This window comes from Variovorax sp. EBFNA2 (assembly GCF_033802765.1).
Classification (GTDB): domain Bacteria; phylum Pseudomonadota; class Gammaproteobacteria; order Burkholderiales; family Burkholderiaceae_C; genus Variovorax; species Variovorax paradoxus_H.
On record NZ_CP138496.1, the window covers coordinates 2,985,747 to 3,006,931 of the forward strand.

At 69.6% G+C, this 21,185-nt stretch carries 20 protein-coding genes and 1 riboswitch; of the genes, 15 read left to right on the top strand and 5 right to left on the bottom strand.

Going from position 1 to position 21,185, the window contains the following annotated elements; all coding sequences use genetic code 11:
* Positions 1–5 precede the first annotated feature (5 nt).
* Genes RZE79_RS13940 through RZE79_RS13950 form a run of 3 tightly spaced genes read left to right on the top strand, consistent with a single transcriptional unit; the run spans position 6 to position 3,352 of the window.
* Positions 6–995 (top strand): tripartite tricarboxylate transporter substrate binding protein, encoded by a 990-nt coding sequence (locus RZE79_RS13940; RefSeq protein WP_153284485.1) that lies wholly within the window; start codon positions 6–8, stop codon positions 993–995.
* Positions 992–1,780 carry an enoyl-CoA hydratase/isomerase family protein gene (locus RZE79_RS13945; RefSeq protein ID WP_319360880.1) on the top strand — a complete coding sequence of 263 codons (789 nt, stop codon included), beginning with the start codon at positions 992–994 and terminating at the stop codon, positions 1,778–1,780. Before RZE79_RS13940 ends, RZE79_RS13945 begins: the two co-directional genes overlap by 4 nt.
* 27 nt (positions 1,781–1,807) lie before the next feature.
* Complete coding sequence (locus RZE79_RS13950; RefSeq protein WP_319361181.1) at positions 1,808–3,352, top strand: malonyl-CoA synthase; 1,545 nt, start codon at positions 1,808–1,810, stop codon at positions 3,350–3,352.
* Here the strand turns inward: RZE79_RS13950 and RZE79_RS13955 are convergent.
* Positions 3,349–4,365 (bottom strand): carbon-nitrogen hydrolase family protein, encoded by a 1,017-nt coding sequence (locus RZE79_RS13955; RefSeq protein WP_319360881.1) that lies wholly within the window; start codon positions 4,363–4,365, stop codon positions 3,349–3,351. The two genes, RZE79_RS13950 and RZE79_RS13955, sit on opposite strands and share 4 nt — an antisense overlap.
* 180 nt (positions 4,366–4,545) lie before the next feature.
* On the opposite strand from RZE79_RS13955, the gene RZE79_RS13960 reads away from it, so the two are divergent.
* A complete protein-coding gene (locus tag RZE79_RS13960; RefSeq protein WP_319360882.1) occupies positions 4,546–5,520 on the top strand; it encodes a helix-turn-helix domain-containing protein in 975 nt (324 codons plus the stop codon).
* A gap of 42 nt (positions 5,521–5,562) precedes the next feature.
* Here RZE79_RS13960 and RZE79_RS13965 read toward each other — a convergent pair whose 3' ends face one another.
* The 4 genes from RZE79_RS13965 to RZE79_RS13980 form a co-directional block, all read right to left on the bottom strand.
* The gene (locus RZE79_RS13965) at positions 5,563–5,988 is read right to left on the bottom strand and encodes a universal stress protein (RefSeq protein ID WP_319360883.1); all 426 of its coding nucleotides are present in this window, start codon (positions 5,986–5,988) and stop codon (positions 5,563–5,565) included.
* Between the two features lie 73 nt (positions 5,989–6,061).
* A complete protein-coding gene (locus tag RZE79_RS13970; protein WP_319360884.1) occupies positions 6,062–6,889 on the bottom strand; it encodes a sulfite exporter TauE/SafE family protein in 828 nt (275 codons plus the stop codon).
* Between the two features lie 292 nt (positions 6,890–7,181).
* Positions 7,182–7,517 (bottom strand): cell division protein ZapA, encoded by a 336-nt coding sequence (locus RZE79_RS13975; protein WP_153284480.1) that lies wholly within the window; start codon positions 7,515–7,517, stop codon positions 7,182–7,184.
* The gene (locus tag RZE79_RS13980; RefSeq protein ID WP_056581479.1) at positions 7,514–7,741 is read right to left on the bottom strand and encodes a hypothetical protein; all 228 of its coding nucleotides are present in this window, start codon (positions 7,739–7,741) and stop codon (positions 7,514–7,516) included. Before RZE79_RS13980 ends, RZE79_RS13975 begins: the two co-directional genes overlap by 4 nt.
* Before the next feature lie 143 nt (positions 7,742–7,884).
* Positions 7,885–8,126: riboswitch (cobalamin riboswitch) on the top strand.
* A gap of 71 nt (positions 8,127–8,197) precedes the next feature.
* Here RZE79_RS13980 and RZE79_RS13985 point away from each other — a divergent pair.
* From RZE79_RS13985 to cobN, 11 genes are all read left to right on the top strand, one after another.
* On the top strand, positions 8,198–10,144 hold the full coding sequence (locus tag RZE79_RS13985; protein WP_319360885.1) for a TonB-dependent receptor domain-containing protein: 1,947 nt from the start codon (positions 8,198–8,200) through the stop codon (positions 10,142–10,144).
* Positions 10,129–11,526, top strand: coding sequence for a cobyrinate a,c-diamide synthase (locus RZE79_RS13990; RefSeq protein WP_319360886.1), 1,398 nt, complete (start codon positions 10,129–10,131; stop codon positions 11,524–11,526). The genes RZE79_RS13985 and RZE79_RS13990 overlap by 16 nt, the downstream gene beginning before the upstream one ends.
* Positions 11,513–12,103: a bifunctional adenosylcobinamide kinase/adenosylcobinamide-phosphate guanylyltransferase gene (locus tag RZE79_RS13995; RefSeq protein WP_153284477.1), complete on the top strand. Its 591-nt coding sequence runs from the start codon at positions 11,513–11,515 to the stop codon at positions 12,101–12,103. Before RZE79_RS13990 ends, RZE79_RS13995 begins: the two co-directional genes overlap by 14 nt.
* An 11-nt stretch (positions 12,104–12,114) precedes the next feature.
* The gene (locus tag RZE79_RS14000) at positions 12,115–12,981 is read left to right on the top strand and encodes an ABC transporter substrate-binding protein (RefSeq protein WP_373696571.1); all 867 of its coding nucleotides are present in this window, start codon (positions 12,115–12,117) and stop codon (positions 12,979–12,981) included.
* A gap of 5 nt (positions 12,982–12,986) precedes the next feature.
* Positions 12,987–13,997, top strand: coding sequence for an iron ABC transporter permease (locus RZE79_RS14005; protein WP_319360888.1), 1,011 nt, complete (start codon positions 12,987–12,989; stop codon positions 13,995–13,997).
* Positions 13,994–14,776 carry an ABC transporter ATP-binding protein gene (locus tag RZE79_RS14010; RefSeq protein ID WP_319360889.1) on the top strand — a complete coding sequence of 261 codons (783 nt, stop codon included), beginning with the start codon at positions 13,994–13,996 and terminating at the stop codon, positions 14,774–14,776. Before RZE79_RS14005 ends, RZE79_RS14010 begins: the two co-directional genes overlap by 4 nt.
* A 313-nt stretch (positions 14,777–15,089) precedes the next feature.
* Complete coding sequence (gene cobO / locus RZE79_RS14015) at positions 15,090–15,659, top strand: cob(I)yrinic acid a,c-diamide adenosyltransferase (protein WP_319360890.1); 570 nt, start codon at positions 15,090–15,092, stop codon at positions 15,657–15,659.
* A 5-nt stretch (positions 15,660–15,664) separates the two neighbouring features.
* The gene (bluB, locus tag RZE79_RS14020; RefSeq protein ID WP_319360891.1) at positions 15,665–16,363 is read left to right on the top strand and encodes a 5,6-dimethylbenzimidazole synthase; all 699 of its coding nucleotides are present in this window, start codon (positions 15,665–15,667) and stop codon (positions 16,361–16,363) included.
* Positions 16,363–16,836: a MotA/TolQ/ExbB proton channel family protein gene (locus RZE79_RS14025; RefSeq protein ID WP_056581454.1), complete on the top strand. Its 474-nt coding sequence runs from the start codon at positions 16,363–16,365 to the stop codon at positions 16,834–16,836. The genes bluB and RZE79_RS14025 overlap by 1 nt, the downstream gene beginning before the upstream one ends.
* Positions 16,833–17,186, top strand: a complete 354-nt coding sequence (locus RZE79_RS14030; RefSeq protein ID WP_099796761.1) for a DUF2149 domain-containing protein — start codon at positions 16,833–16,835, stop codon at positions 17,184–17,186. Before RZE79_RS14025 ends, RZE79_RS14030 begins: the two co-directional genes overlap by 4 nt.
* A 53-nt stretch (positions 17,187–17,239) precedes the next feature.
* Positions 17,240–21,172, top strand: coding sequence for a cobaltochelatase subunit CobN (gene cobN / locus RZE79_RS14035; RefSeq protein WP_319360892.1), 3,933 nt, complete (start codon positions 17,240–17,242; stop codon positions 21,170–21,172).
* The last annotated feature ends 13 nt before the right edge of the window (positions 21,173–21,185 follow it).

The window sequence follows — 21,185 nt, forward strand, 5'->3', positions numbered from 1 at the left end:
GACAGATGACGCAACAGAGTTTTCAACGACGCGATGTGCTGCGCGTCGCCGCCGCTGCCGGGGCCGTGGCCCTTTGCGGTGGTGCGCGCGCCCAAGGCTGGCCGACCAAGCCGGTGACCATGGTGGTGCCGTTCCCGGCCGGCGGAGGCACCGACGCCTTCGCGCGCCCGCTGTCGGCCCAGTTCTCGCGCGCGGCAGGCCAGACGCTGGTCATCGACAACCGCGGCGGCGCGGGCGGCACCGTGGGCGCGAGCATCGCGGCCAAGCTGCCGGCCGACGGCTACTCGCTCTTCATGGGTGCGGTGCACCACGCCATTGCACCGTCGATCTACCCCAAGCTCGACTACGACCTCGAGAAAGACTTCGTGCCCCTGATGCTGCTGGCCAACGTGCCGCAGGTGGTGGTGGTCAACCCGAAGCGCGTGCAGGCCGCGACCATCCAGGAGCTCATCGCCACGGTCAAGCGCAATCCCGGCAAACTCAACTACGGCTCGGCCGGCTCGGGCACGTCGCACCACCTCGCGGGCGAGCTGTTCAAGCTGCAGACCGGCACCTTCATCACCCACATTCCGTACCGCGGCGCGGGCCCGGCGCTGTCCGACCTGATCGCGGGCAACGTCGACCTGATGTTCGACGGCCTCGGTTCTTCCGCACAGCACATCAAGGGCGGCCGCATCAAGGCGCTCATGGTCGCCGGTGCCAAGCGCAACCCCGCCTTCCCCGACGTGCCCTGCGCCGCCGAAGTGGGCCTGCCCGACTACACCGTCACCACCTGGTACGGCCTGTGGGCGCCCAAGGGCACGCCGGCCGAAGCGCAGACGCAGATCATCGAGACGATGAAGAAGGCGCTCGGCACCGACGAGCTCAAAGCCATCTGGGCCCAGAACGGCTCCGAGATTCCGAACGTCACGAACGCCGCCTACGGCCGCTTCGTCAACGCCGAGATCAAGCGATGGGCGACCGTCGTGAAAGCCTCGGGCGCCAAGCTCGAATGAGCGATCGGCAGGTCTCGCTGCGCCGCGACGGCGCCGTGGCGGTTGTCACGCTGTCGAACCCGGGGCGTCTCAATGCGATGACGCGCGCCATGTGGCGCGAGCTGCGTGCGGTGTTCGACGGGCTGCGTGCTGACGATGACACCGCGCTGCGCTGCGTCGTCGTGCGCGGGGAGGGCGGTGCCTTCTGCGCGGGCGGCGACATCTCCGAGTACCCCTCGTTCCGCTTCGAGGAAGCGAGCCTGCGCGAATTCCACGAGAACGAAGTCTGGGCCGCGCTGCAGGCGATGCTCGACTGCCCGCTGCCGCTGGTGGCCCAGATCGAAGGCGCCTGCATGGGCGCCGGCGTCGAGATTGCCAGCTGCTGCGACATCCGCCTGGCCGGCGCGTCGTCGAAGTTCGGCGCGCCCATCGCGAAGCTGGGCTTCCCGATGGCGCCGCGCGAAGCCGCGCTGGTGCATGGCGCCATCGGCGACGTGCTGGCGCGCGACATGCTGCTGGCCGCCGGCGTGCATGGCGCGCAGCGGCTGTACGACGCCGGCTTTCTCTTGCACGTGCTGCCCGACACCGAAGTGCCGGCCGCTGCGCAGGCGCATGCCGGGCGCATTGCCGCGCTGTCGCCGCAGGCCGCGCGCCTGCACAAGGCCACCTTCACCGCACTGAAGCGCGGCGGCGCGGCGGCACAGCAGCTGCTGGCCACCGCGTACGACTACGCCGACACCGCCGAGCACCGCGAAGGCATCGATGCCTTCCTGGCCAAGCGCCCTCCGAATTTCCGCTCGTCCTGAGCCTGCCGTTCGATGATGACGAAGATGATGAAGACGAAGTCCTCCCCCAACGCCAACCTGTTCGCCGCCTTGCGCGCGGCCTTTCCTGCCGACCTCGATGCCATCGCGGTCGAAACCGACAACGGCCTGCACTATTCGTGGCGCGACCTCGACCGCGCCAGCGCGATGATCGCCAACCTGCTCGACGGCCTGAAGCTCGAGAAGGGCGCGCGCGTTGCCGTGCAGGTCGAGAAATCGGTCGAGGCCATGCTCCTGTACCTCGCGACCCTGCGTGCGGGCTACGTGTTTTTGCCGCTCAACACGGCCTACCAGAGCGCCGAGATCGAGTACTTCATCGGCAACGCTGAACCCGCCGTGGTCGTGTGCACCGGCCGCAACGCGGCCTGGGTGCGACCGATTGCCGAAGCGGCCGGCACGCGCCATGTGTTCACGCTGGACGACGACCGCACCGGCACGCTGCTCGACGCCGCGGCGCGCTGCAGCGACCGCCATACCGTTGCCGTCAAGAAGCCCGACGACCTCGCCGCGATCCTGTACACCAGCGGCACCACGGGCCGCAGCAAGGGCGCGATGCTCACGCACCGCAACCTGCTGTCGAACGCCGAAGTGCTCAAGACCTACTGGGGTTGGAAGAAGGGCGACGTGTTGATCCACGCGCTGCCCATCTTCCACGTGCACGGCCTGTTCGTGGCGCTGCACGGCGCGCTGCTCAACGGGAGCAAGATCATCTGGTTCTCGAAGTTCGACCCCAAGCGCATCGTCGCCAAGCTGCCCGAGGCCACCGTGTTCATGGGCGTGCCCACGCTCTACGTGCGCCTGCTGGCCGAGCCCGGCCTCACGCGCGAGGCCGTGCGCAACATGCGCCTGTTTGTCGCGGGCTCGGCGCCGCTGCTCATCGAGACCTTCGACGAGTGGCGCGAGCGCACCGGCCACACGATCCTCGAACGCTACGGCATGAGCGAGACCGCCATGCTCACGTCCAACCCCTACGACCCGAAGAAGGGCGAGCGCCGCGGCGGCACCGTCGGCTTCGCGCTGCCGGGCGTGCAGTTGCGCGTGCGCGACGACGAGGGCAAAGACCTGCCCGTCGACGAAATCGGCGGCATCCAGGTGAAGGGCCCCAACGTGTTCGCCGGCTACTGGCGCATGCCCGAGAAGACCAAGGAAGAGTTCACCGCCGACGGTTTCTTCAAGACCGGCGACGTGGGCAAGATCGATGCGCGCGGCTACATCACCATCGTCGGACGCAGCAAAGACCTGATCATCAGCGGCGGCTACAACGTCTACCCCGCCGAGATCGAGGGCTACATCAACGAGATGGCCGGCGTGGCCGAAAGCGCCGTCATCGGCGTGCCGCACCCCGACTTCGGCGAGGTGGGCGTGGCCATCGTGATCCCCAAGGCCGGCGCCACGATCGACGCCGACGCCATCGTGGCCGAACTCAAGGCCAAACTCGCGAACTTCAAGATCCCGAAGCGCTGCTTCGTCGTTCCCGAATTGCCGCGCAACACGATGGGGAAGGTGCAGAAGGCGCTGCTGCGCGCCGAGCACAAGGAACTGTTCGCCGGCTAGGCCTGCACGGCCGCAGCCACCGGCTCGGCCGCGCTGCCCTCGGGCTCCGGCGTGAGCTGCACCACCACGGGCGTGCGCCGCGTCTTGTTCAGCAGCAGCTGCGTGACGTCGGGCCGCGCGTAGTGGCCGCTCGGGTCGGCCGCCGCCTTGGCGAGCGCGATCATGCCGAGGTCGATGTCGACGATCACCAGGCCTTCGGCGTCCTCGGCCAGCGGCGTGCCCAGCGGCGAACCGTCCGGGCCGTAGATGCGCGCATGCCCGCCGCCGACGCTCAGCATCTGCCGCTTGCCGTCGTCGGTGCACATCAGCTCGCTCATGGCCTTCGACACCGTGGCGCAGGGCGCGATGACGAAGCAGCCGCCCTCGACCGCATACACCTGGCTCGCGGCGTTGTTGACCTCGTGGCCCAGCGCATAGGCCGCGCCGCGGTAGAGCGAAAAGCTTGGCCACGCACCGCAGTGGATCTGCTCGTTCTGCGCATACATCGCGTACTTGCTCAGCGGCTGCAGGTGTTCCCAGCAGCACAGCGAGCCGATGTTGCCCAATGGCGTTTCAACCACGTGCAGGTCGGCGCCGTCGCCTTCACCGAACACGGTGCGTTCCACGTGCGTGGGCTTGAGCTTGCGGCGCGTCTGCACGGTGCGGCCCTGGTCGTCGATCAGCGCCTGCGCGATGTACAGGCTGCCCGCCGCTTTCTCGCTGTAGCCGAGCGAGAGCCAGATCTTGTGCTGGCGCGCCGCGGCCTGCAGGCGCTCGAACTCGGGCGAGCCGATGACCAGCGAGTTGTCGTGGTAGCGCTGCACGAACTGCATGCCCCAGGCCGGTGAGTCGAGCCACGTCCACCACGGGTAGCCGGGCACCCAGGTCTCGGGAAAGGCGATGAGCTGCACGCCCTGTTTCGCGGCCTGCGCCATCAGGTCGATGGTCTTGTCGATGGTGGCGTCGAGGTCGAGGAACACTGGGGCGGCCTGCACGGCGGCGACGCGCAGCTTGGGGTGGACGGTGGTCGGCATGGGGTGTTCTCCAGAGTGCAATGAACGTAACGAAATCCCCGCCGTGCGCACCGGGTTTGCGCGGTGGCATGCGGGTTGCATGAAGCGTAGATTCGCGCCGCCGGAACGCCTTGACCCGGATTGGCGGCGTTCTTGTTCCAGCGTTGCATGTGCCTTTGCGAAGGCCTTCCGAGGACCCCGATGACCCATCTGCTCAGCACCGATGCCGTTTCGCGCGACCAGCGGCTCGCGTACTGGACCGACATGATCTGCAACGTCTACGTGCAGCTCGAATGCGACGCGGTGCGCACCGGCGATCGCGGCGACGGCGGCGACTTCGAGGGCAGCATCCGCCAGCACGCGCTGCCCGGCCTCGGCATGTCGGTCGTGACCTCGCGGGCGCAGAAGGTGATGCGCACGCCGCGTCACATCGCCGCGTCGAGCGACGACTGCTTTCTTGTCAGCATCCAGGCGCGCGGGCAGGGCGTGGTGCGCCAGGACGGGCGCGACGCCGTGCTCGGCGCCGGCGACTTCGCGCTGTACGACAGCACGCGGCCCTACGAGCTGCTGTTCGACCAGCCCTTCGAGCAGATCGTGCTCAAGCTGCCCGGCGAGCGGCTGCGCAGCGAATTGCGCGACACCGAAGCGCTCACGGCCACCACCGTGTCAGGGCGCGAGGGCGCGGGGCACCTGCTGCTGGGCATGATCCGTACGCTGCGCGAAGACTTCGACGCGCTGCAGCCGGCCTCGGCACTGGCGGTGGCCCATGGCGTGCAGAACATCCTCGTGGCCGGCCTGCAGACGCTGCCCGCGGCGCACGCGCCGGCACTCAGCAACCTCACGGCGTACCACCTGGGGCGCGTGAAGCAGCGCATCGACGAGCAGTTGGCCGATCCGACGCTGTCGGTGGGCACGCTGGCGGCGCAGCTGGGCATGTCGGTGAGTCACATCCACCGCGTGTTCAAGAGCGAGCCGCTGACGCCGTCGCAGTACATCTGGGAGCGCCGGCTCGACGCGTGCAGCCGCGACCTGCTGGAGCCGCGCCTGGCAGGGCGGCCGGTGGGGGAGATCGCGTATGGGAGGGGTTTCAACGACGCGGCGCATTTCAGCCGCGCGTTTCGCGAGCGCTTCGGATGCTCGCCGCGCGAATGGCGGCGGCAGCGCGCGCAGCCATGACTGCGGCAACGGCGCATCGGCCGTTGCCGGGTGGCGGGCTTTTTACTGAACCAGCAGCACCGAGATGTCGGTCTCGGCCACGACCTTGGTCGCCACCGAACCCATCAGCGCGCGGCCCAGGATGCCGTGGCCGTGCGTGCCGAGCACGATCAGCTCGGCCTTCGATTCGCTGGCCGACTTGAGAATTTCTTCGGCCGCGTGGCCGTGGCGCGCGTCAGCGGTGAAGTTGGTCACGCCCTTGTCGGCGAACCAGGCCTTCACCGGGTCGAGCACCTTGGCGTTTTCCTCGGCGTAGTAATCGGTGACGATTTCCTTGCTGAGGTGTCGTGCCACGTGGCCGGAGATGCCGGTGCAGACATTCACCACCACCAGCTCATGGCCGTCCACGAACATGGCGCGGTTGGCGAGCAGGTAGTTGAGGGCTTTTTGCGTGTAGGCGCTGCCGTCGACGGCAATGAGGATTTTCATGGCTTTCCTTTTACGACTATGAACAACAGCTGCATAGGATGGCACAGGAACGCCGGTGAACGTTTGATATGCCTCAGCCCCGCAGGCCCTTCCAGAGCATGTAGGCGGCCAGCAGGTACAGGATGCTCGCGAACACGCGCTTGAGCTTCTTCACCGGCAGGCTGTGCGCGGCCTTGGCGCCCAGTGGCGCGGTGAACACGCTGCAGGCTGCGATTACCACGAGCGCGGGCAGCCAGATATAGCCGAAGGCGCCGGCCGGCAGGCCCTGCACCGACTGGCCGGCGAGCACGTAGCCCAGCACGTTGGCCACCGCAATCGGAAAGCCCAGCGCCGCGCTGGTCGCCACCGCGTTGTGAATCGCCACGTTGCACCAGGTCATGAACGGCACGCTGATGAAGCCGCCGCCCGCGCCCACCAGGCCCGAGATGAAGCCGATGGTGCCGCCCGCCGCCAACTGGCCGCCGGTGCCCGGCATCTGGCGCGTCGGCTTGGGCTTCTTGTCGAGGAACATCTGCGTGGCCGAGAAGCCCACGAACAGCGCGAAGAAGATGGCGAGCGCCGTGCCCTTGAGCAGCGCGAACACGCCCAGGCTGCCCGCGAGGCTGCCGATCACGATGCCGGGCGCCAGGCGCTGCACGATGTCCCAGCGCACCGCGCCGCGCTTGTGGTGCGCGCGCACGCTGGACACCGACGTGAAGATGATCGTCGCCATCGAGGTCGCGATCGCCATCTTCACTGCGAGGTCGGCCGGCACGCCGCGCTGGCCCATGATGATCGTGATGAACGGCACCATCAGCATGCCGCCGCCGATGCCCAGGAGGCCCGCGAGGAAACCGGTGCCCAGGCCGAGCGCGGCGAGTTCGGCGATCAGGAGCGGGTCGAGCAGGGCGGTGAAGTTCACGGGCGGATGAGGAAGAAAGGAGTGGCTGAAAAAGCAACGGCCCCGTGCGGTGAAGCAGGGGGCCGTGGCGGGAAAAGGTGTCTGCAGATGGTGTGCCGGACCCGCATCCTGAACCAGGGTTCAGGTGGGCGAGGGCAGCAAGACTTCGGGTTCATCTGACGCGAGATGATCACGCCCGTCTAGCGATGTACCAAGCCCGGCTCCGGAGAGCATTGGAACAAGGAAATATTAAGCCCGACACGTCTGCAGACGAAGTGGATTTTACGCCCCGTCTGCGTCGTGCCGCGTGCCTTCAGAGCAAATGTCCATCGCCCGCCAGGGCTTGATCGAGTCTTTGAATGAGTTGGGCGGCCTTCGGGTCGGCGTCGCCGGCGCTTTCTTCGGCGCGGGCGGCGGCAACAGGCGCCGGTGCGGCAGCAGCAGCGGCCTGCTGGGCCGCGAGATCGAAGGCCAGGTTCAGCGAGGCGAGCACGGCGATGCGGTCGCGGGCCTTCACCTTGCCTGCGTCGCGGATCTTGCACATGGCCGCGTCCACGCGGTCGACGGCCTCGCGCAGTTGCGCCTCGCCGCCGTCGGGACAGCCGAGCAGGTAGCTCTGGCCCATGATCTGTACTTCAATCTGCTTCATGCGTGATGGGAATCTTCGGAAGGGGGTTCGGCCGGCAGCCGTTCCAGCAGGGCATCGAGGCGGGTGCGGGCCGCGGCGAGCCGCGACTTCAGGCCGTCGCGTTCACGCGTGAGCGCATCGACCTGTTCCTGCAGCAGCGCATTGGTGCGCTGCACCTCTTCGTGACGCACAAGCAGGCGTTCCACACGCTCGGCGATCTGGTCGATGGGGCTGGAGGCGGGCATGGTTGGCGATTGTAGTTTCCCGGGAATTCGGAAGGTCCGGCGCACCGCGCGGGGCGCGCACCGGACGTGGCCGAGATTCTGGGGCCTGCGCCGCCCGCGATCAAACGCAGTGTGGTGTGTGCGCCCCGCGGGCGTCCCGTGGGCCTAAAATCCCGCCCGTTGGTGCTCGCGGCGTGGTTCGCACGGCGCAGTTCAACGGGAAGCAGGAGTGGACGCCCCCCGGGGCCGAAGCCGCCTGCGCTGCCCCCGCAACGGTCAAGCAGACGACGCCGCAAGGCGTCACCCCTTTCCATCCAGCCACTGGGCGCTCTGAAACAGGCGCCTGGGAAGGCGGCAAAGGGTCGATCTGCCAGCCCGGATACCGGCCAACAAGGCGGCTGCCGCATCGGCAGCCATGACGCCCATGGCGCCGGCGGGGAAGCCGGCCAGGGCATAGAAGTTCGTTCGGTTCACCCCATGATTTCCTGTGTTTCCCTCTCCAGCGGCCGCGCCAGCGTGCGCCGCAACCGTCCCGCGTGCCTGCCGTTGACGCTCGCCCTGGCTTCGGCCTTCGGCGGCCTGGTCCTGGTGCCAGTGGCTGCGCACGCGCAAGTCGTGGCAGCTGCCACGCTCGGCGAGACCGTCGTCACCGCCAACCGCACGCCGCAGGCGCTGTCGGACCTGGTGGGCGATGTCTCCATCGTCGACCGCAAGACCATCGAGCGCAGCGGCGCCACCGGTGTGGCCGACGTGCTGGCGCGCCTGCCCGGCATGGAGATCTCGCGCAGCGGCGGCGTGGGCAACGCCACCAGCGTGTTCATCCGCGGCGCCGAATCGCGCTTCACCGCGGTCTACCTGGACGGCGTGCGCATCGATTCGCAATCGACCGGCGGCGCCGGGTGGGAAGGCATTCCGCTCGCGCAGATCGATCGCATCGAAGTGCTGCGTGGCCCGGCCGCGGCGGTGTACGGTTCGGACGCCGTGGGCGGCGTGATCCAGCTCTTCACCAAACGCGGCGAAGAGGGCGTGTCGCCCTACGCCGGCATCGGCTTCGGCAGCCACGGCCTGCGCAAGATCGAAGGCGGCGTGAGCGGCAAGTCGGGCCTGCTCGACTACGCGTTCGGCGTGGCACATGAAGAAAGCAAGGGCTTCAACATCCAGCCCATCGCCAAGCGCACGCCGTCGAAAGACGGCTTCACCAACCCCGACCGCGACGGCTACCGCAGCACCTCGGGCAACCTGAAGCTGGGTTTCCAGATCACGCCCGACCAGCGCCTCGACGCCACCTTGCTCACCAGCAACACCGAAGCGGCGTACGACCCGTCGGTGAGCTTTCGCACCAAGCTGCCGATCACCTTCCGGGGCGATGTGTCGACCAACGAACTGCGCACCGCCGGCCTGACCTGGTCGGCCAAGTGGAACGACATCTACAGCACCCGCCTGCAGGTGACCGATTCGCAGACGGTCTACAAGACCCAGCCGTCGTTCTACCGCACCGAAACCAACCTGCGCGGCTACCTGTTCCAGAACGAATTCCGCTTCGGCGCGCACCTGGTCACCGCCACGCTCGAGCGCCGCGAAGACGCGCTCGAAAACGCGCCGACCACCTCGGCCAAGCTGTTCTCGCGCGACCGCTCGCAGAACGCCGCGGCACTGGGCTACGGCTACGTGAAGGGCCCGCATTCGCTGCAGCTGCACGTGCGCCATGACGACGACAGCGAGTTCGGCGGCAAGACCACCGGCAGCGCCGCCTACGGCTACGCCATCACGCCGAGCCTGCGCGCCACCGTGTCGGCCGGCACCGCGTTCCGTGCGCCCACGCTGTACCAGCGCTTCAGCGAGTACGGCCTGGCGAGCCTGCAGCCTGAGTCGAGCCGCAACGTCGAGCTGGGCCTGCAATACACGGCCGGGGCCACGCAGGCCGGCATCGTGCTGTACCGCAACCGGGTGCAGAACCTCATCGTGTTCGACGGCAGCGCCAAAGGCTGCCAGTCGTCGTTCGGCTGCTACGCCAGCACGGCGCGCGCGCGCTACCAGGGCGTGACGCTCACAGGCGGCCACCGCATCGGCGACGTCACCTTGCGCGCCTCGCTCGACTACCAGGACCCGCGCGACCTCGCCACCGACAACCTGCTGGCACGCCGTGCCCGGGCCCACGGCACGCTGGGCGCCGACTGGCGCGTCGCAGGCTGGACGCTGGGCGCCGAGATCCAGAGCTCGGGCAAGCGTTTCGACGACGCGGCCAACACCGTCAAGCTCGGCGGCTACACGCTGCTGAACCTGTCGGCCAGCACGCAGATCACGCGCGACCTGAACCTCGTGGCGCGCGTGGACAATGTGGGCGACAAGGACTACCAGTTCGCACGGCTCTACGCCAACGGGGGCCGCACCGCGTACGTCGGACTCAAGTGGACTCCGCAGTAAACACCCGCCGTTTCCCGCCTGGCGCCGCTGCCACATGCGCTGCGGTGCTCGTGGCTGCGCCGGCCTCCGGCCAAGGCAAGACCACCGTCGCGGCCGCGCTCGCGCGGCTGCACGTGCGCCAGGGCCGCCGCGTGCGGGCCTTCAAGTGCGGGCCCGACTTCCTCGATCCGCACTGGCTCGCGCTGGCCACCGGCGCGCCGGTGCATTCGCTCGACCTGTGGATGACCGGCGAAGCCGACTGCCGCGCCCGCCTGCATGCCGCCGCGTGCGAGGCCGACCTGGTCATCGTCGAAGGCGTGATGGGCCTGTTCGACGGCACGCCCAGTGCGGCCGAACTGGCCGCGCGCCTGGGGCTGCCCGTGCTCGCCGTGATCGACGCGCACGCCATGACCGGCACCTTCGGTGCGCTGGCCTATGGCCTGCAGAATTTCCAGCCGGGCCTGCCCTGGGCCGGCGTGCTCGCCAACCGCGTGGCCAGCGAGCGTCATGCCGACATGCTGAAGGACGCATTGCGTGAGCCCGGCGACTGGCTCGGCGCCTTGCCGCGCAGCGCCGACTTCGCACTGCCTGAACGCCACCTGGGGCTGGTCGGCGCGGCCGAACTCGGCGATGCCATGGAACGGCTCGATGCCGCGGCCGACGTGCTCGCGACCACGCCGCTCGGCCAACGCACGCCCGATCAGCTGCCGCAGGTGCGCTTCGAACACGAAGCCGCTGCCCCCATCGCACCGCTGCTGGCCGGACGCACCATCGCCATCGCGCGCGACGCGGCGTTCTCGTTCATCTACCCGGCGAATCTCGACGTGCTCGAAGCGCTCGGCGCGCGGCTCGCGTTCTTCTCGCCGCTGGCGGACGAGCCGCTGCCGCCTTGCGATGCCGCCTGGTTCCCTGGCGGCTATCCCGAGCTGCATGCGGCAGTGCTGTCGGCCAGCGATCGGTTGCGCCTTTCGCTTGCCAACCACGTGACCGCCGGCAAGCCCATCTGGGCCGAGTGCGGCGGCATGATGGCGCTGTTCGACGAACTCGCCACGCGCGACGACGCCGAACCGCACGACGTGCACCGCCTCTGGGGCGTGCTGCCGGGAAGGGCGGTCATGCAGAAGCGGCTGGCCGGCCTCGGCCCGCAGCAGCTGGACCTCGGCGCGCATGCCTTGCGCGGCCACACCTTCCACTACTCGCGCTGCGAGACGCCGCTCGCGCCCGCCGCGCGCACCGTCGGCACGCGCGGCGGCGAGGCGCTGTACGTGCACGGCCCCGTGCGCGCGAGCTACTTCCATGCGTGGTTCGCGTCCAGCCCGGAGGCGACCGCGCGGCTCTTCGGCGCCATGCCCCTCGAACTCGACAGCCACGCCGCACCGGCGCCTTCCGATGCCCCTCATTGAGCACGAATTCATCCTCGGCGGCCAGAAAAGCGGCAAGTCGCGCCGTGCCGAACAGCGCGCCGCCGACTGGCTGGCCCAATCGCCGACATCGCCCAAGTCGCGCCGCGCGGTGCTGATCGCCACCGCGCAGGCCCACGACGACGAGATGCGCGATCGCATCGCGCGCCACCAGAGCGACCGTGCCGAGCGCGTGCCCGGCCTGCAGACGCTCGAGGAGCCGATCGAGCTGGCGCGTGCCATCGTCACGCAGAGCGCGCCCGACACGCTCGTGGTGGTCGATTGCCTCACGCTGTGGCTCACCAACCTGCTGATGCCGCTGCGCACCGAAGGTGCCGCCATGGTCACGCGCACGCCCTCGGCGCACGCCACGCTACTGCTCATCGCGCTGCGCGAAGCGCGCGGCCCCGTGGTGCTGGTCGGCAACGAGATCGGCCTGGGCGTGATCCCGCTGGGCCGCGAGACGCGTGCCTTCGTCGACGTGCTCGGCCGCTTGAACCAGGACGTCGCCGCCGCCTGCCACCGCGCGACGCTGATGGTCGCCGGCCTGCCGCTGACGCTGAAGGCGCCCGCCGCATGAGCTTCGAATCCATGAAGACTTGGCTGCGCGCGCTCTCGCTCGGCCTTGCGTTGGCGGTGTGCGCGCAGGCTGCGCAGGCCATCGATGTGCTCGACGAGCGCGGCGTCACCGTGCATCTGGCGCAGCCGCCGCAGCGCATCGTCTCGCTGCTGCCATCGCTCACCGAAGGCGTCTGCGCGCTCGGCGCCTGCGACCGGCTGATCGGCGTCGACCGCTATTCCAACTCGCCCGCGCAGGTGCGCGCGCTGCCGCAGCTCGGCGGCGGGATCGATCCGAATGTCGAAGCCATCGTCGCGCTCAAGCCCGACATGGTGCTGCTTGCCAAGTCGTCGCGCGTGACGCAGCGGCTGGAGGCGTTGGGCCTGAAGGTGATCGTGCTCGAACCCAAGAGCCACGCCGACGTGCGCCGCGTATTGAGCGCGCTCGATCAGGTGCTCGGCACGCACGAGGCGCCGGCCGTCTGGCGAGCCATTGACGCGGCTGTGTCGGCCGCAGCGCAGTCGCTGCCCGCCAGTGCCAAGGGCCTGCGCGTGTACTTCGAGGTCAACACCGGCCCTTACGCGGCGGGCGATTCGTCCTTCATCGGCGAGACGCTCGCGCGGCTCGGCGTGAAGAACATCGTGCCAGCGTCGCTCGGCCCCTTTCCCAAGCTCAACCCCGAGTTCGTCGTGCGTGCGAACCCCGACCTCATCATGGTCAGCGTGCGCAGCGCGATGGGGCTGGAGCAGCGTCCCGGCTGGGGCGGCATCCGCGCGGTGCGCGAAGGGCGCGTGTGCCGCTTCGACGCCGAACAGACCGACGTGGTCGTGCGCCCCGGCCCGCGCATGGACGAGGCCGCGCGCCTGATGGCGCAGTGCCTGTCGGACAAGGGGCGGTGAGCGGCATGCATTCCGCCCACCTGCGTCGCGTGCTGCTGCTGGGTGCCGGCTTGCTCGTGCTGGGCGCGGCGTTGCTGCTCTTCGGCCTGGGCATCGGCAGCACCGGTTTCCAGAGCCTGCTGTCTGCACGGCACGATCCGGTGGCGTTGCAGATCGTGTGGGACATCCGCCTGCCGCGCACCCTCGGTGCATGGCTCGCGGGCGCGCTGCTCGGGCTCGCGGGTGCGGTGGCGCAGGGCCTGTTCCGCAATCCGCTGGCCGACCCGTACCTGCTGGGCAGCGCCTCGGGCGCGTCGCTCGGCGTGGCGCTGGCGCTGATGCTGTTCGGTGGCTCCGTCACCAGCACGCAATGGGTGATGCGCATCGGGCTCACGGGTGCGGCTTTCGTCGGCGCCGTGGCGGCGGTGCTGCTCACGCTCACGCTGGCGCGCGGCGTGCAACAGACCCTGCGGCTGTTGCTCGCTGGGGTGATCGTTGGCGTGGTGCTGGGCGCCGCCAAGGACCTCATCACCATCGCCTCGGCCGACATCCTGCAGGCGCTGCAGGGCTTCGTGCTCGGCAGCACGGGCCTGGTCGGCTGGACCGCCTGCGCCGTGATGGCGGCCGTCGGCGCGGTCTGCCTGCTGCTGGCCTGGGCGCTCGCGCCGGTGCTCGACGGGCTCGCACTCGGCGAGGCCACGGCGCGCAGCCTTGGGTTGCCACTCGGCGGCATGCGCGCCGCGCTGGTGGCGGTGCTGGCGCTGGCGACCGGCGCCGCCGTCGCGCAGACCGGCCTGATCGCTTTCGTCGGCCTGGCCGCACCGCACTTGGTGCGCTCGGTGGTCAAGACCACGCACGCGCGGCTGATCGTGCTGTCGGCGCTGATGGGCGGGCTGCTGCTGATGGCGGCCGACCTGCTGGCGCGCTGGCTGATCGCGCCGCAGGAACTGCCGGTGGGCGTGCTCACGGCGGTGCTCGGCGGCAGCTACCTGTTATGGCTGATGCACCGGCGCGGCGCGAAGGGCGGTGGTCTATGAGCCGCACCCGATCCGCCGCGCTCGAAGCGCACGGCCTCAGCGCCACGCTCGGGTCGGTCGAGGTGCTGCACAGCATCGACCTGTCGCTCGCCGCCGGCCGCTGGACCAGCATCGTCGGACCGAACGGCGCCGGCAAGTCGACGTTGTTGAAGGCGTTGGCCGGGTTGCTCGCACATCGTGGCGAGGTGAGGCTCTTCGGCGAGGTCCAGGCGGCAGTGCCGGCCCGCGTGCGCGCACGGCGCCTGTCGTGGCTGGGCCAGAGCGGCACGGGCGAGGGCAGCGCCGACGACCTGATGGTCTACGACGTGGCCATGCTCGGTCGCCTGCCGCACCAGCGCTGGCTCGCGGCACCTAGCGAAGCGGATCGCGATGCTGTGGAACGTGCACTGCGCAGCACTCAAGCGTGGGATTGGCGCGATCGTCCGCTGGGGCAGCTGTCGGGCGGCGAGCGCCAGCGTGTGCTGCTGGCGCGTGCGCTGGCGGTCGAGGCCGAGTTGTTGCTGATGGACGAGCCTCTGGCCAATCTCGATCCGCCGCATCAAGCGGACTGGATGCAGACGGCGCGCGAGTTGGTCGCGCAAGGCCGCACCGTGGTCAGCGTGTTGCACGAGCTGCCGATGGCGCTGGCTGCGGACGAACTGGTGGTGATGAATCGGGGGAGGGTGGTGCACCACGGTGCTTGCTCAGACCCAGTGACGCACGCTGCGCTGGAACAGGTGTTCGACCATCGAATTCGCGTGCATCGCGTCGCGGATCAGTGGATCGCGTTGCCGCTATGAAGCCTCGTGCATCAAGTCATTCAGGGCGCGCTCCCGCCGACGGGGCACCTTGCTCCGCGAATGTCCCCCGGCCTGCGGCCTCCTCCTTGATTTCGCTGCGCAAGGCACCCCATCGACGTGAGCGTCGGGCGGTGCGGTTGTTGATCGACCAGAACAACGACCGCGCTCAGTGTGCGCAGGGCACTGGGTGCTTCCCGCAGCGAAATCAAGGAGGAGGGCGAAGCCCGGGGGACATTCGCGGAGGGAAGTACCCGGTGGCCTGTGCACACGCCCTGAACCGCAGCGCCAAGAACACAAGCAAACGGAAAACCTCATGCAAATAGAAACCCCTCCCAGCGAAAAGCCCTACGAGAAGCCCGAAGGCGAACGCCGCGGCATCGTCATCGTCAACACCGGCGACGGCAAGGGCAAGAGCACGGCAGCCTTCGGCCTCGCGCTGCGCGCACACGGCCGCGGCAAGGCCGTGAAGATCTACCAGTTCATGAAGGTGCCTTCGGCGCGCTTCGGCGAGCACCGCATGTTCGAGCAGATCGGCGTGCCCATCGAAGGCCTCGGTGACGGCTTCAGCTGGAAAAGCCAGGACCTCGAACGCTCGGGCCAGCTCGCGCGCGACGGCTGGGAAAAGGCCAAGGCCGCGATCATGTCGGGCGACTTCTTTCTTGTGGTGCTCGACGAGATCACCTACCCGCTGATCTACGGCTGGCTGCCGCTCGAAGGCGTGCTCGAAACATTGCGCGCGCGGCCCAAGCACGTGCACGTGGTGCTCACGGGCCGGCGCTGCCCGCCGGAGATCATCGAACTGGCCGACACGGTCACCGAGATGCAGATGGTCAAGCACGCGTTCAAGGCCGGCATTCCGGCGCAGCGCGGCATCGAGGACTGAACCCGATGGTGGCGCATGCGTTCGCGGCCGACGAGGCCAAGGCGGTGTACCGCGCCATCCACGAGCGGCGCGACATGCGCCACTTTGCTGGGGGCGAGGTGCCGCCCGAGGTGCTGCGCCGCCTGCTCGACGCCGCGCACCACGCGCCCAGCGTCGGCTTCATGCAGCCGTGGCGCTTCATCCGCGTGCGCGGCGAAGGGCTGCGCCGGCAGCTGCACGAGGTGGTCGAGCGCGAACGCGTGCGCACCGCCCGCGCGCTCGGCCAGCGCGAAGACGAGTTCATGCGTCTCAAGGTGCAGGGCGTGCTCGACGCGGCCGAGCTGCTGGTGGTGACGCTGGCCGACGGCCGCGAGCAGCATGTGTTCGGCCGCCGCACCTTGCCGCAGATGGACCTGGCCTCCGCCTCCTGCGCCATCCAGAACCTCTGGCTCGCGGCGCGCGCCGAAGGGCTGGGCATGGGCTGGGTGTCGCTGTTCGAACCCGCCGAACTGAGCGTGCTGCTCGGCCTGCCCGAAGGCGCGGAGCCGATCGCCTTGCTGTGCCTGGGCCCGGTGCATGCGTTCTACGAAGAGCCGATGCTGCAACGCGAACGCTGGGCCAAGCGTGCACCGCTTGCCTCACTGGTGTTCGACGAAAGCTGGGGCCGGGCGTCGGACCTGTTCGATCCTTCTTCCACTTCATCTTCTTCCGTGGAGCCCACCTGATGCTGGCCTTCGACACCGTTCTCTTCGAGCTTGCGCGCCTGTTCCTTTGGCCCGTGACGCTCGGCGTGCTGCTGTCTTTCGTCTATGCGGTGTACTGCCTCGGTGCCTTCGGCATCGAGGGGTGGCAGCGCCGACGCGATCCGTCACGCGCGCTGGTGCTGCAACGCCACGCGCAGGCCAGCCAGGAGCAGATGGAGCTGGTCGTGCTCAAGCAGCTCGAAGGCGTGCGCCTGTGCAGCCGCGTGGCGCCGATGCTGGGGCTGATCGCCACCATGATCCCCATGGGCCCGGCGCTCGTGGCTGTGGCCTCGGGTGAATCGCAAGGCGTGGCGCAGAGCCTGGCGCCCGCGTTCGCGGCCGTGATCGTGGCGCTGGCTTCGGCGTCGATCACCTTCGTGGTCTACACGGTGCGCCGCCGCTGGCTCATGCGCGAGCTGGTGATGCTGCTCGATGCGCGGGACCGGTTGTCATGAGCCGCAGGCAGTTCTCGATTTTGAGCAGCCTGGACAGCGATGACGACGACCCGGTGCTCTCGACCATCAACCTGATCGACGTCTTCATGGTCGTCATCGGCATGCTGATGATCGCGGTCATCAACAACCCGGTGAATCCGTTCTCGCAGGACAAGGTGACGGTCATCCGCCACGAGGGCCAGCCCGACATGGAGATCATCACGCGCGAAGGCCAGAAGGTCACGCGCTTCAAGGCCAGCGGCGCGACGGGGCAGGGCGACGGCGAAAAGGCGGGCACCGCCTGGCGCCTGAAGGACGGCACGATGATCTATGTGCCGGCGGACGCGGTGCCGGCGTCGGGCGGGAAGTGACGCGGCTTTTCGTCTTCTGGCTCTGGCTTTTGTGCCTGATGGCGCAGCCTGCGATGGCGGCCGAGTCTCGCGTGGTCGTGTTGAGCACGGCGCTGGTGTCGCCTGCGCGCGTGGTGCGATTGCAGACGGCAGCGCGTGCGGCCGGCGTGCCGCTGCAGGTGGTGTCGGCCGCGCAGGACGCGCCCGATGCGCTCGCCACCGCGCTCGATGGTGCGCGCCTTCTCGTCATCGATGCGCCGCACCTCAGCGTCGCCCAGTCGGCGGCTGCGCGCTTCGGCGACGTCATCGCGCGCAGCCCGGTTCCCTACGTGCAGATCGGTGAATTCGCGCTCGTGGCGAAAAGCCAGAAGCCGCCTGAGGTGCCGCCGCTCGCGGCCGAGCGCGGCGTCGATGCGGCCTGGGCGCAGCGGCTGCGCGCCTACTGGCGCTTCCCTGGCGAAGCGAATCTGAAAGCCTCGATGCAGGCGATGGCACGCGTCGGCGATGCAGCCGGCCTGCCTGACCCCGTGCCGTTGCCACTCGCCGGCTTCTATCACCCCGACTGGCCGCGTGTCGAAACCAACGTCGCGGCCATCGAAGCAATGCCGGGCGGGCAGGGCACCGTCGCCATCGCGGTCAACAGCGCCACGCTCACCGGCGACGACACCGACTGGCTCGACCGGCTGATCGGCACGCTCGCGCAGCGCGGCCTGCGCGCCTACGCCTTCTACGGCCCGCGCCAGCAGAAGGACCTGTTCTTCCGCATGACGCACGCCGGCGAGGGCGAGCGTCGCGTGGCCGACCTCCTCATCAACGCCGCACTGGTGTTCAGCCCGAACGAGCGCAAGACTGAGCTCGAACGCATCGGTGTGCCCGTGCTGCAGACGTTGCCCTCGCTCGCCATGGATGCGGCGCAATGGTCACGCAGCAAGGACGGCCTCGCGCAGACCGACATCGCGGCCTACTACAGCCCGAGCGAACTCGCGGGCATGACCGACCCGATGCTGGTCACCGCGCGCGACGCCGTCACCGGCAGCCTGCAGCCGCTGCCCGCACAGATCGACGCCGTGGCCGACAAGGCCGCCGCGCTGCTGCGCCTGCGCCGCACGCCCGTCGCCGAGCGCCGTGTGGCGATGCTGGTCTACAACTACCCGCCGGGCGAGGCCAACTTCGGCGCGTCGTTCCTCAACGTGCCGCGCAGCGTCGACCGGATGCTGTCCGCGATGCAGGCAGCCGGCTACCGCACCGAGGCGCCGGGCGCGGACACGGTCATCGCGCAGGTGCAGGCCACGATGAAGGCCTACTACCCGACGCCGCAAGGCGGCGATGCGCTGCAGCCGCTGCTCGAGCAGGGACTGGCCGACACGCTGCCCCTGTCGCAGTACCTCGCGTGGTTCCGCGCGCTGCCCGTCGAGACGCAGCGCCGCATCGAAGCCTACTGGGGCCCGCCCGAAGCCTCGGCCATGTTGCGGCCCGTGGCCGGCGCGCCGGCCTTCGTGGTGCCGCGCGTGCAGTTCGGCCAGGTGGTCGTGCTGCGCCAGCCGCCGCGCTTCGAGCCCGGCACGCAGGTGGCCGACAGGGCGCAGCAGGTGTACCACCGCGCGGCCGTGCCACTGAGCCACGGCTACCTCGCGACCTACCTCTGGCTGCGCACCCGCTTCGGCGCCGATGCGCTGGTGCACGTGGGCACGCACGGCACGGTCGAGTGGTCGGCGGGCAAGGAGCGCGGGCTCTCGGTGCAGGACGATCCGCTGCTCGCGCTGGGCGACGTGCCCAACGTCTATCCGTACATCATGGACAACCTCGGCGAGGCGACCACCGCGAAGCGCCGCGGTCGCGCGACGATGGTGAGCCATTCGACACCGATGTTCGCGCCCGCGGGCTTCCGCCCCGGCGTGCGCGAGATGCATGACCGCCTGCACGACTGGGAAACGCTGGCGCCTGGCGCGGTGAGGACCGCGATGGAGCGGCGTCTCACCGCCGACTTCGTCGCGCAGCTCTACGACCGCGACCTGCAATGGACGCCCGCGCGCATCCGCGCAGATTTCGCGGGCTTCATCGCCGTGCTGCATCCGTACCTCGACGAGCTCGCGCAGACCGCGCAGCCGCTGGGCCTGGCGACCTTCGGCGAGGCGCCCGATGCGCAGCGGCGGCGCCAGACGATCCTGCAGATCCTCGGCAAGCCCGTGGCGCAGGCGATGGGCGAAGACCTCGACGAGATGTTCCTCACCGATGCGCAGGGCATTGCAGCGTCGAAGCCTGCGCGTTGGCTGGAAGCCGTGTTGGCGGGCCATGACACGGCCGATGCTGAACCTTTGCGCGCCCTGGCCGCGAGGGCCCGCGCGCTCGACGCGGTGCTGACCCACAACGAGGAAATCGAAGGCCTGCTCACCGCGCTCGACGGCCGCTACCTGAAATCGCGCTACGGCGGCGACCCGGTGCGCGACCCCGACAGCCTGCCGACCGGCCGCAACCTCTACGGCTTCGATCCCAGCCGCGTGCCGACGCGCGCCGCCTGGGACACCGGCGTCGCCGCGATGGACGACTGGATCGCTGCACACGCCCGCACCCACGGCGGCCGGCCGCCGCAAAAGATCGCCTTCACGCTCTGGGCCGGCGAGGCCTCGCGCCACCAGGGCGTGACCGAGAGCCAGGCCTTCCATGCACTCGGCGTGAAGCCGCGCTGGGACGAAGCCGGACGCATGGTCGGCATCGAGGTCGTGCCGGCCGCGGTGCTGAAACGACCGCGCATGGATGTGCTGATCAGCGTCACCGGTTCGTACCGCGACCAGTTCCCGCACGTGATGCGCTGGCTCGACGAAGCCGTGCAGCAGGTGGCCGCGCTCGACGAGCCCGGCAACGCCGTCGCGCAGCACAGCGAAGCGATGGCGCGCACGCTGCGTGCCGGGGGTGCGACGGCGGCCGAGGCGCGGCGCTGGTCGACGGCGCGCGTGTTCTCGAACGAGCAGGGCAGCTATGGCGCCGGGCTCGAGGAAGCGGTGCTCTCCACCGAACTCTGGAAGGGCCAGCAGCGCGGCGGCGGCGACGCGCAGATGGCCGGGCTCTACATGGACCGCATGGGCCACGCCTACGGGCGCGGCCTCGACGGCGCCGCGCGCACGGGCGCTTTCGCGGGCAACCTCGCGCAGGTCGACGCGGCGCTGATGGCGCGCACCTCCAACCTCTACGGCGTGCTGACCAACGACGACCCGTTCCAGTACCTGGGCGGCATTGCGCTCGCCGTGCGCCACCTCACGGGCAAGGACCCGGCGCTGTACGTGCAGAACCTGCGCGACGGCGCGGCCGTGCGCACCGACACCGCCGCCGGCGCCATCGCGCGCGAGATGCAGACGCGCTACCTGCATCCCCAGTGGATCGAGGCGCAGAAGGCCGAGGGCTACAGCGGCGCGCTGCAGGTGCTCAAGACCGCGCAGTTCCTCTGGGGCTGGCAGGCGACCGCGCCCGCTGCGGTGCGCGCGGACCATTGGCAGTCGCTGCACGAGGTGTATGTGCGCGACACCTACAGGCTCGGCACGCGGCAGTGGCTGGAGCGCGAGAACCGCGCCGCCTTCGCTCAGACGCTGGAACGCATGCTCGACGCCGTGCGGCTGAACTACTGGACCCCCGATGCCGCCACGCGGCGCGAGCTGGCGCAGGCCTACACGGAGGCGGTGCGCGCCACGGGGCTGCGGGAGCGGAACGAGGCGGTGCAGCGGTTCGCGCAGGCTGCGTTGGTGCCTTCGCCTGTGACTGCACCTGCGCCGGTCGTTGTCGCGCCGCCCATCGCACGCGTCGAAGCGGCGACAGCTCCGCCCGAATCGCCCGCCACGCCAGACCTGGCACAGCCCGTCACCGGCCTCCAGCTGAAGCCCATCACCGACACCCCATCGCCTCCGCCGCCATCCGCCGTGCTGCCGCGCCTGCTTGCCGCATTCAGCGCCGCCTTGCTGCTGGCCATCGGCGCGCTGGTGCAATGGCGACGCGGCCGCGCCATGCCCACCGCCTGATTCACGAGAATGC

Bases quoted from the DNA above. Each gene is read 5' to 3' on its own strand.
- RZE79_RS13965 (WP_319360883.1), bottom strand. From the start codon at position 5,988: ATGAAAATCCTCATTGCCGTCGACGGCAGCGCCTACACGCAAAAAGCC.
- RZE79_RS13975 (WP_153284480.1), bottom strand. From the start codon at position 7,517: ATGAAGCAGATTGAAGTACAGATCATGGGCCAGAGCTACCTGCTCGGC.
- bluB (WP_319360891.1), top strand. From the start codon at position 15,665: ATGGTGGCGCATGCGTTCGCGGCCGACGAGGCCAAGGCGGTGTACCGC.
- RZE79_RS14000 (WP_373696571.1), top strand. From the start codon at position 12,115: ATGAAGACTTGGCTGCGCGCGCTCTCGCTCGGCCTTGCGTTGGCGGTG.
- RZE79_RS13945 (WP_319360880.1), top strand. From the start codon at position 992: ATGAGCGATCGGCAGGTCTCGCTGCGCCGCGACGGCGCCGTGGCGGTT.
- RZE79_RS14025 (WP_056581454.1), top strand. From the start codon at position 16,363: ATGCTGGCCTTCGACACCGTTCTCTTCGAGCTTGCGCGCCTGTTCCTT.
- cobO (WP_319360890.1), top strand. From the start codon at position 15,090: ATGCAAATAGAAACCCCTCCCAGCGAAAAGCCCTACGAGAAGCCCGAA.
- RZE79_RS14005 (WP_319360888.1), top strand. From the start codon at position 12,987: ATGCATTCCGCCCACCTGCGTCGCGTGCTGCTGCTGGGTGCCGGCTTG.
- RZE79_RS14030 (WP_099796761.1), top strand. From the start codon at position 16,833: ATGAGCCGCAGGCAGTTCTCGATTTTGAGCAGCCTGGACAGCGATGAC.
- RZE79_RS13995 (WP_153284477.1), top strand. From the start codon at position 11,513: ATGCCCCTCATTGAGCACGAATTCATCCTCGGCGGCCAGAAAAGCGGC.
- RZE79_RS13985 (WP_319360885.1), top strand. From the start codon at position 8,198: ATGATTTCCTGTGTTTCCCTCTCCAGCGGCCGCGCCAGCGTGCGCCGC.
- RZE79_RS13955 (WP_319360881.1), bottom strand. From the start codon at position 4,365: ATGCCGACCACCGTCCACCCCAAGCTGCGCGTCGCCGCCGTGCAGGCC.
- cobN (WP_319360892.1), top strand. From the start codon at position 17,240: ATGGCGGCCGAGTCTCGCGTGGTCGTGTTGAGCACGGCGCTGGTGTCG.
- RZE79_RS13950 (WP_319361181.1), top strand. From the start codon at position 1,808: ATGAAGACGAAGTCCTCCCCCAACGCCAACCTGTTCGCCGCCTTGCGC.
- RZE79_RS14010 (WP_319360889.1), top strand. From the start codon at position 13,994: ATGAGCCGCACCCGATCCGCCGCGCTCGAAGCGCACGGCCTCAGCGCC.
- RZE79_RS13960 (WP_319360882.1), top strand. From the start codon at position 4,546: ATGACCCATCTGCTCAGCACCGATGCCGTTTCGCGCGACCAGCGGCTC.
- RZE79_RS13980 (WP_056581479.1), bottom strand. From the start codon at position 7,741: ATGCCCGCCTCCAGCCCCATCGACCAGATCGCCGAGCGTGTGGAACGC.
- RZE79_RS13940 (WP_153284485.1), top strand. From the start codon at position 6: ATGACGCAACAGAGTTTTCAACGACGCGATGTGCTGCGCGTCGCCGCC.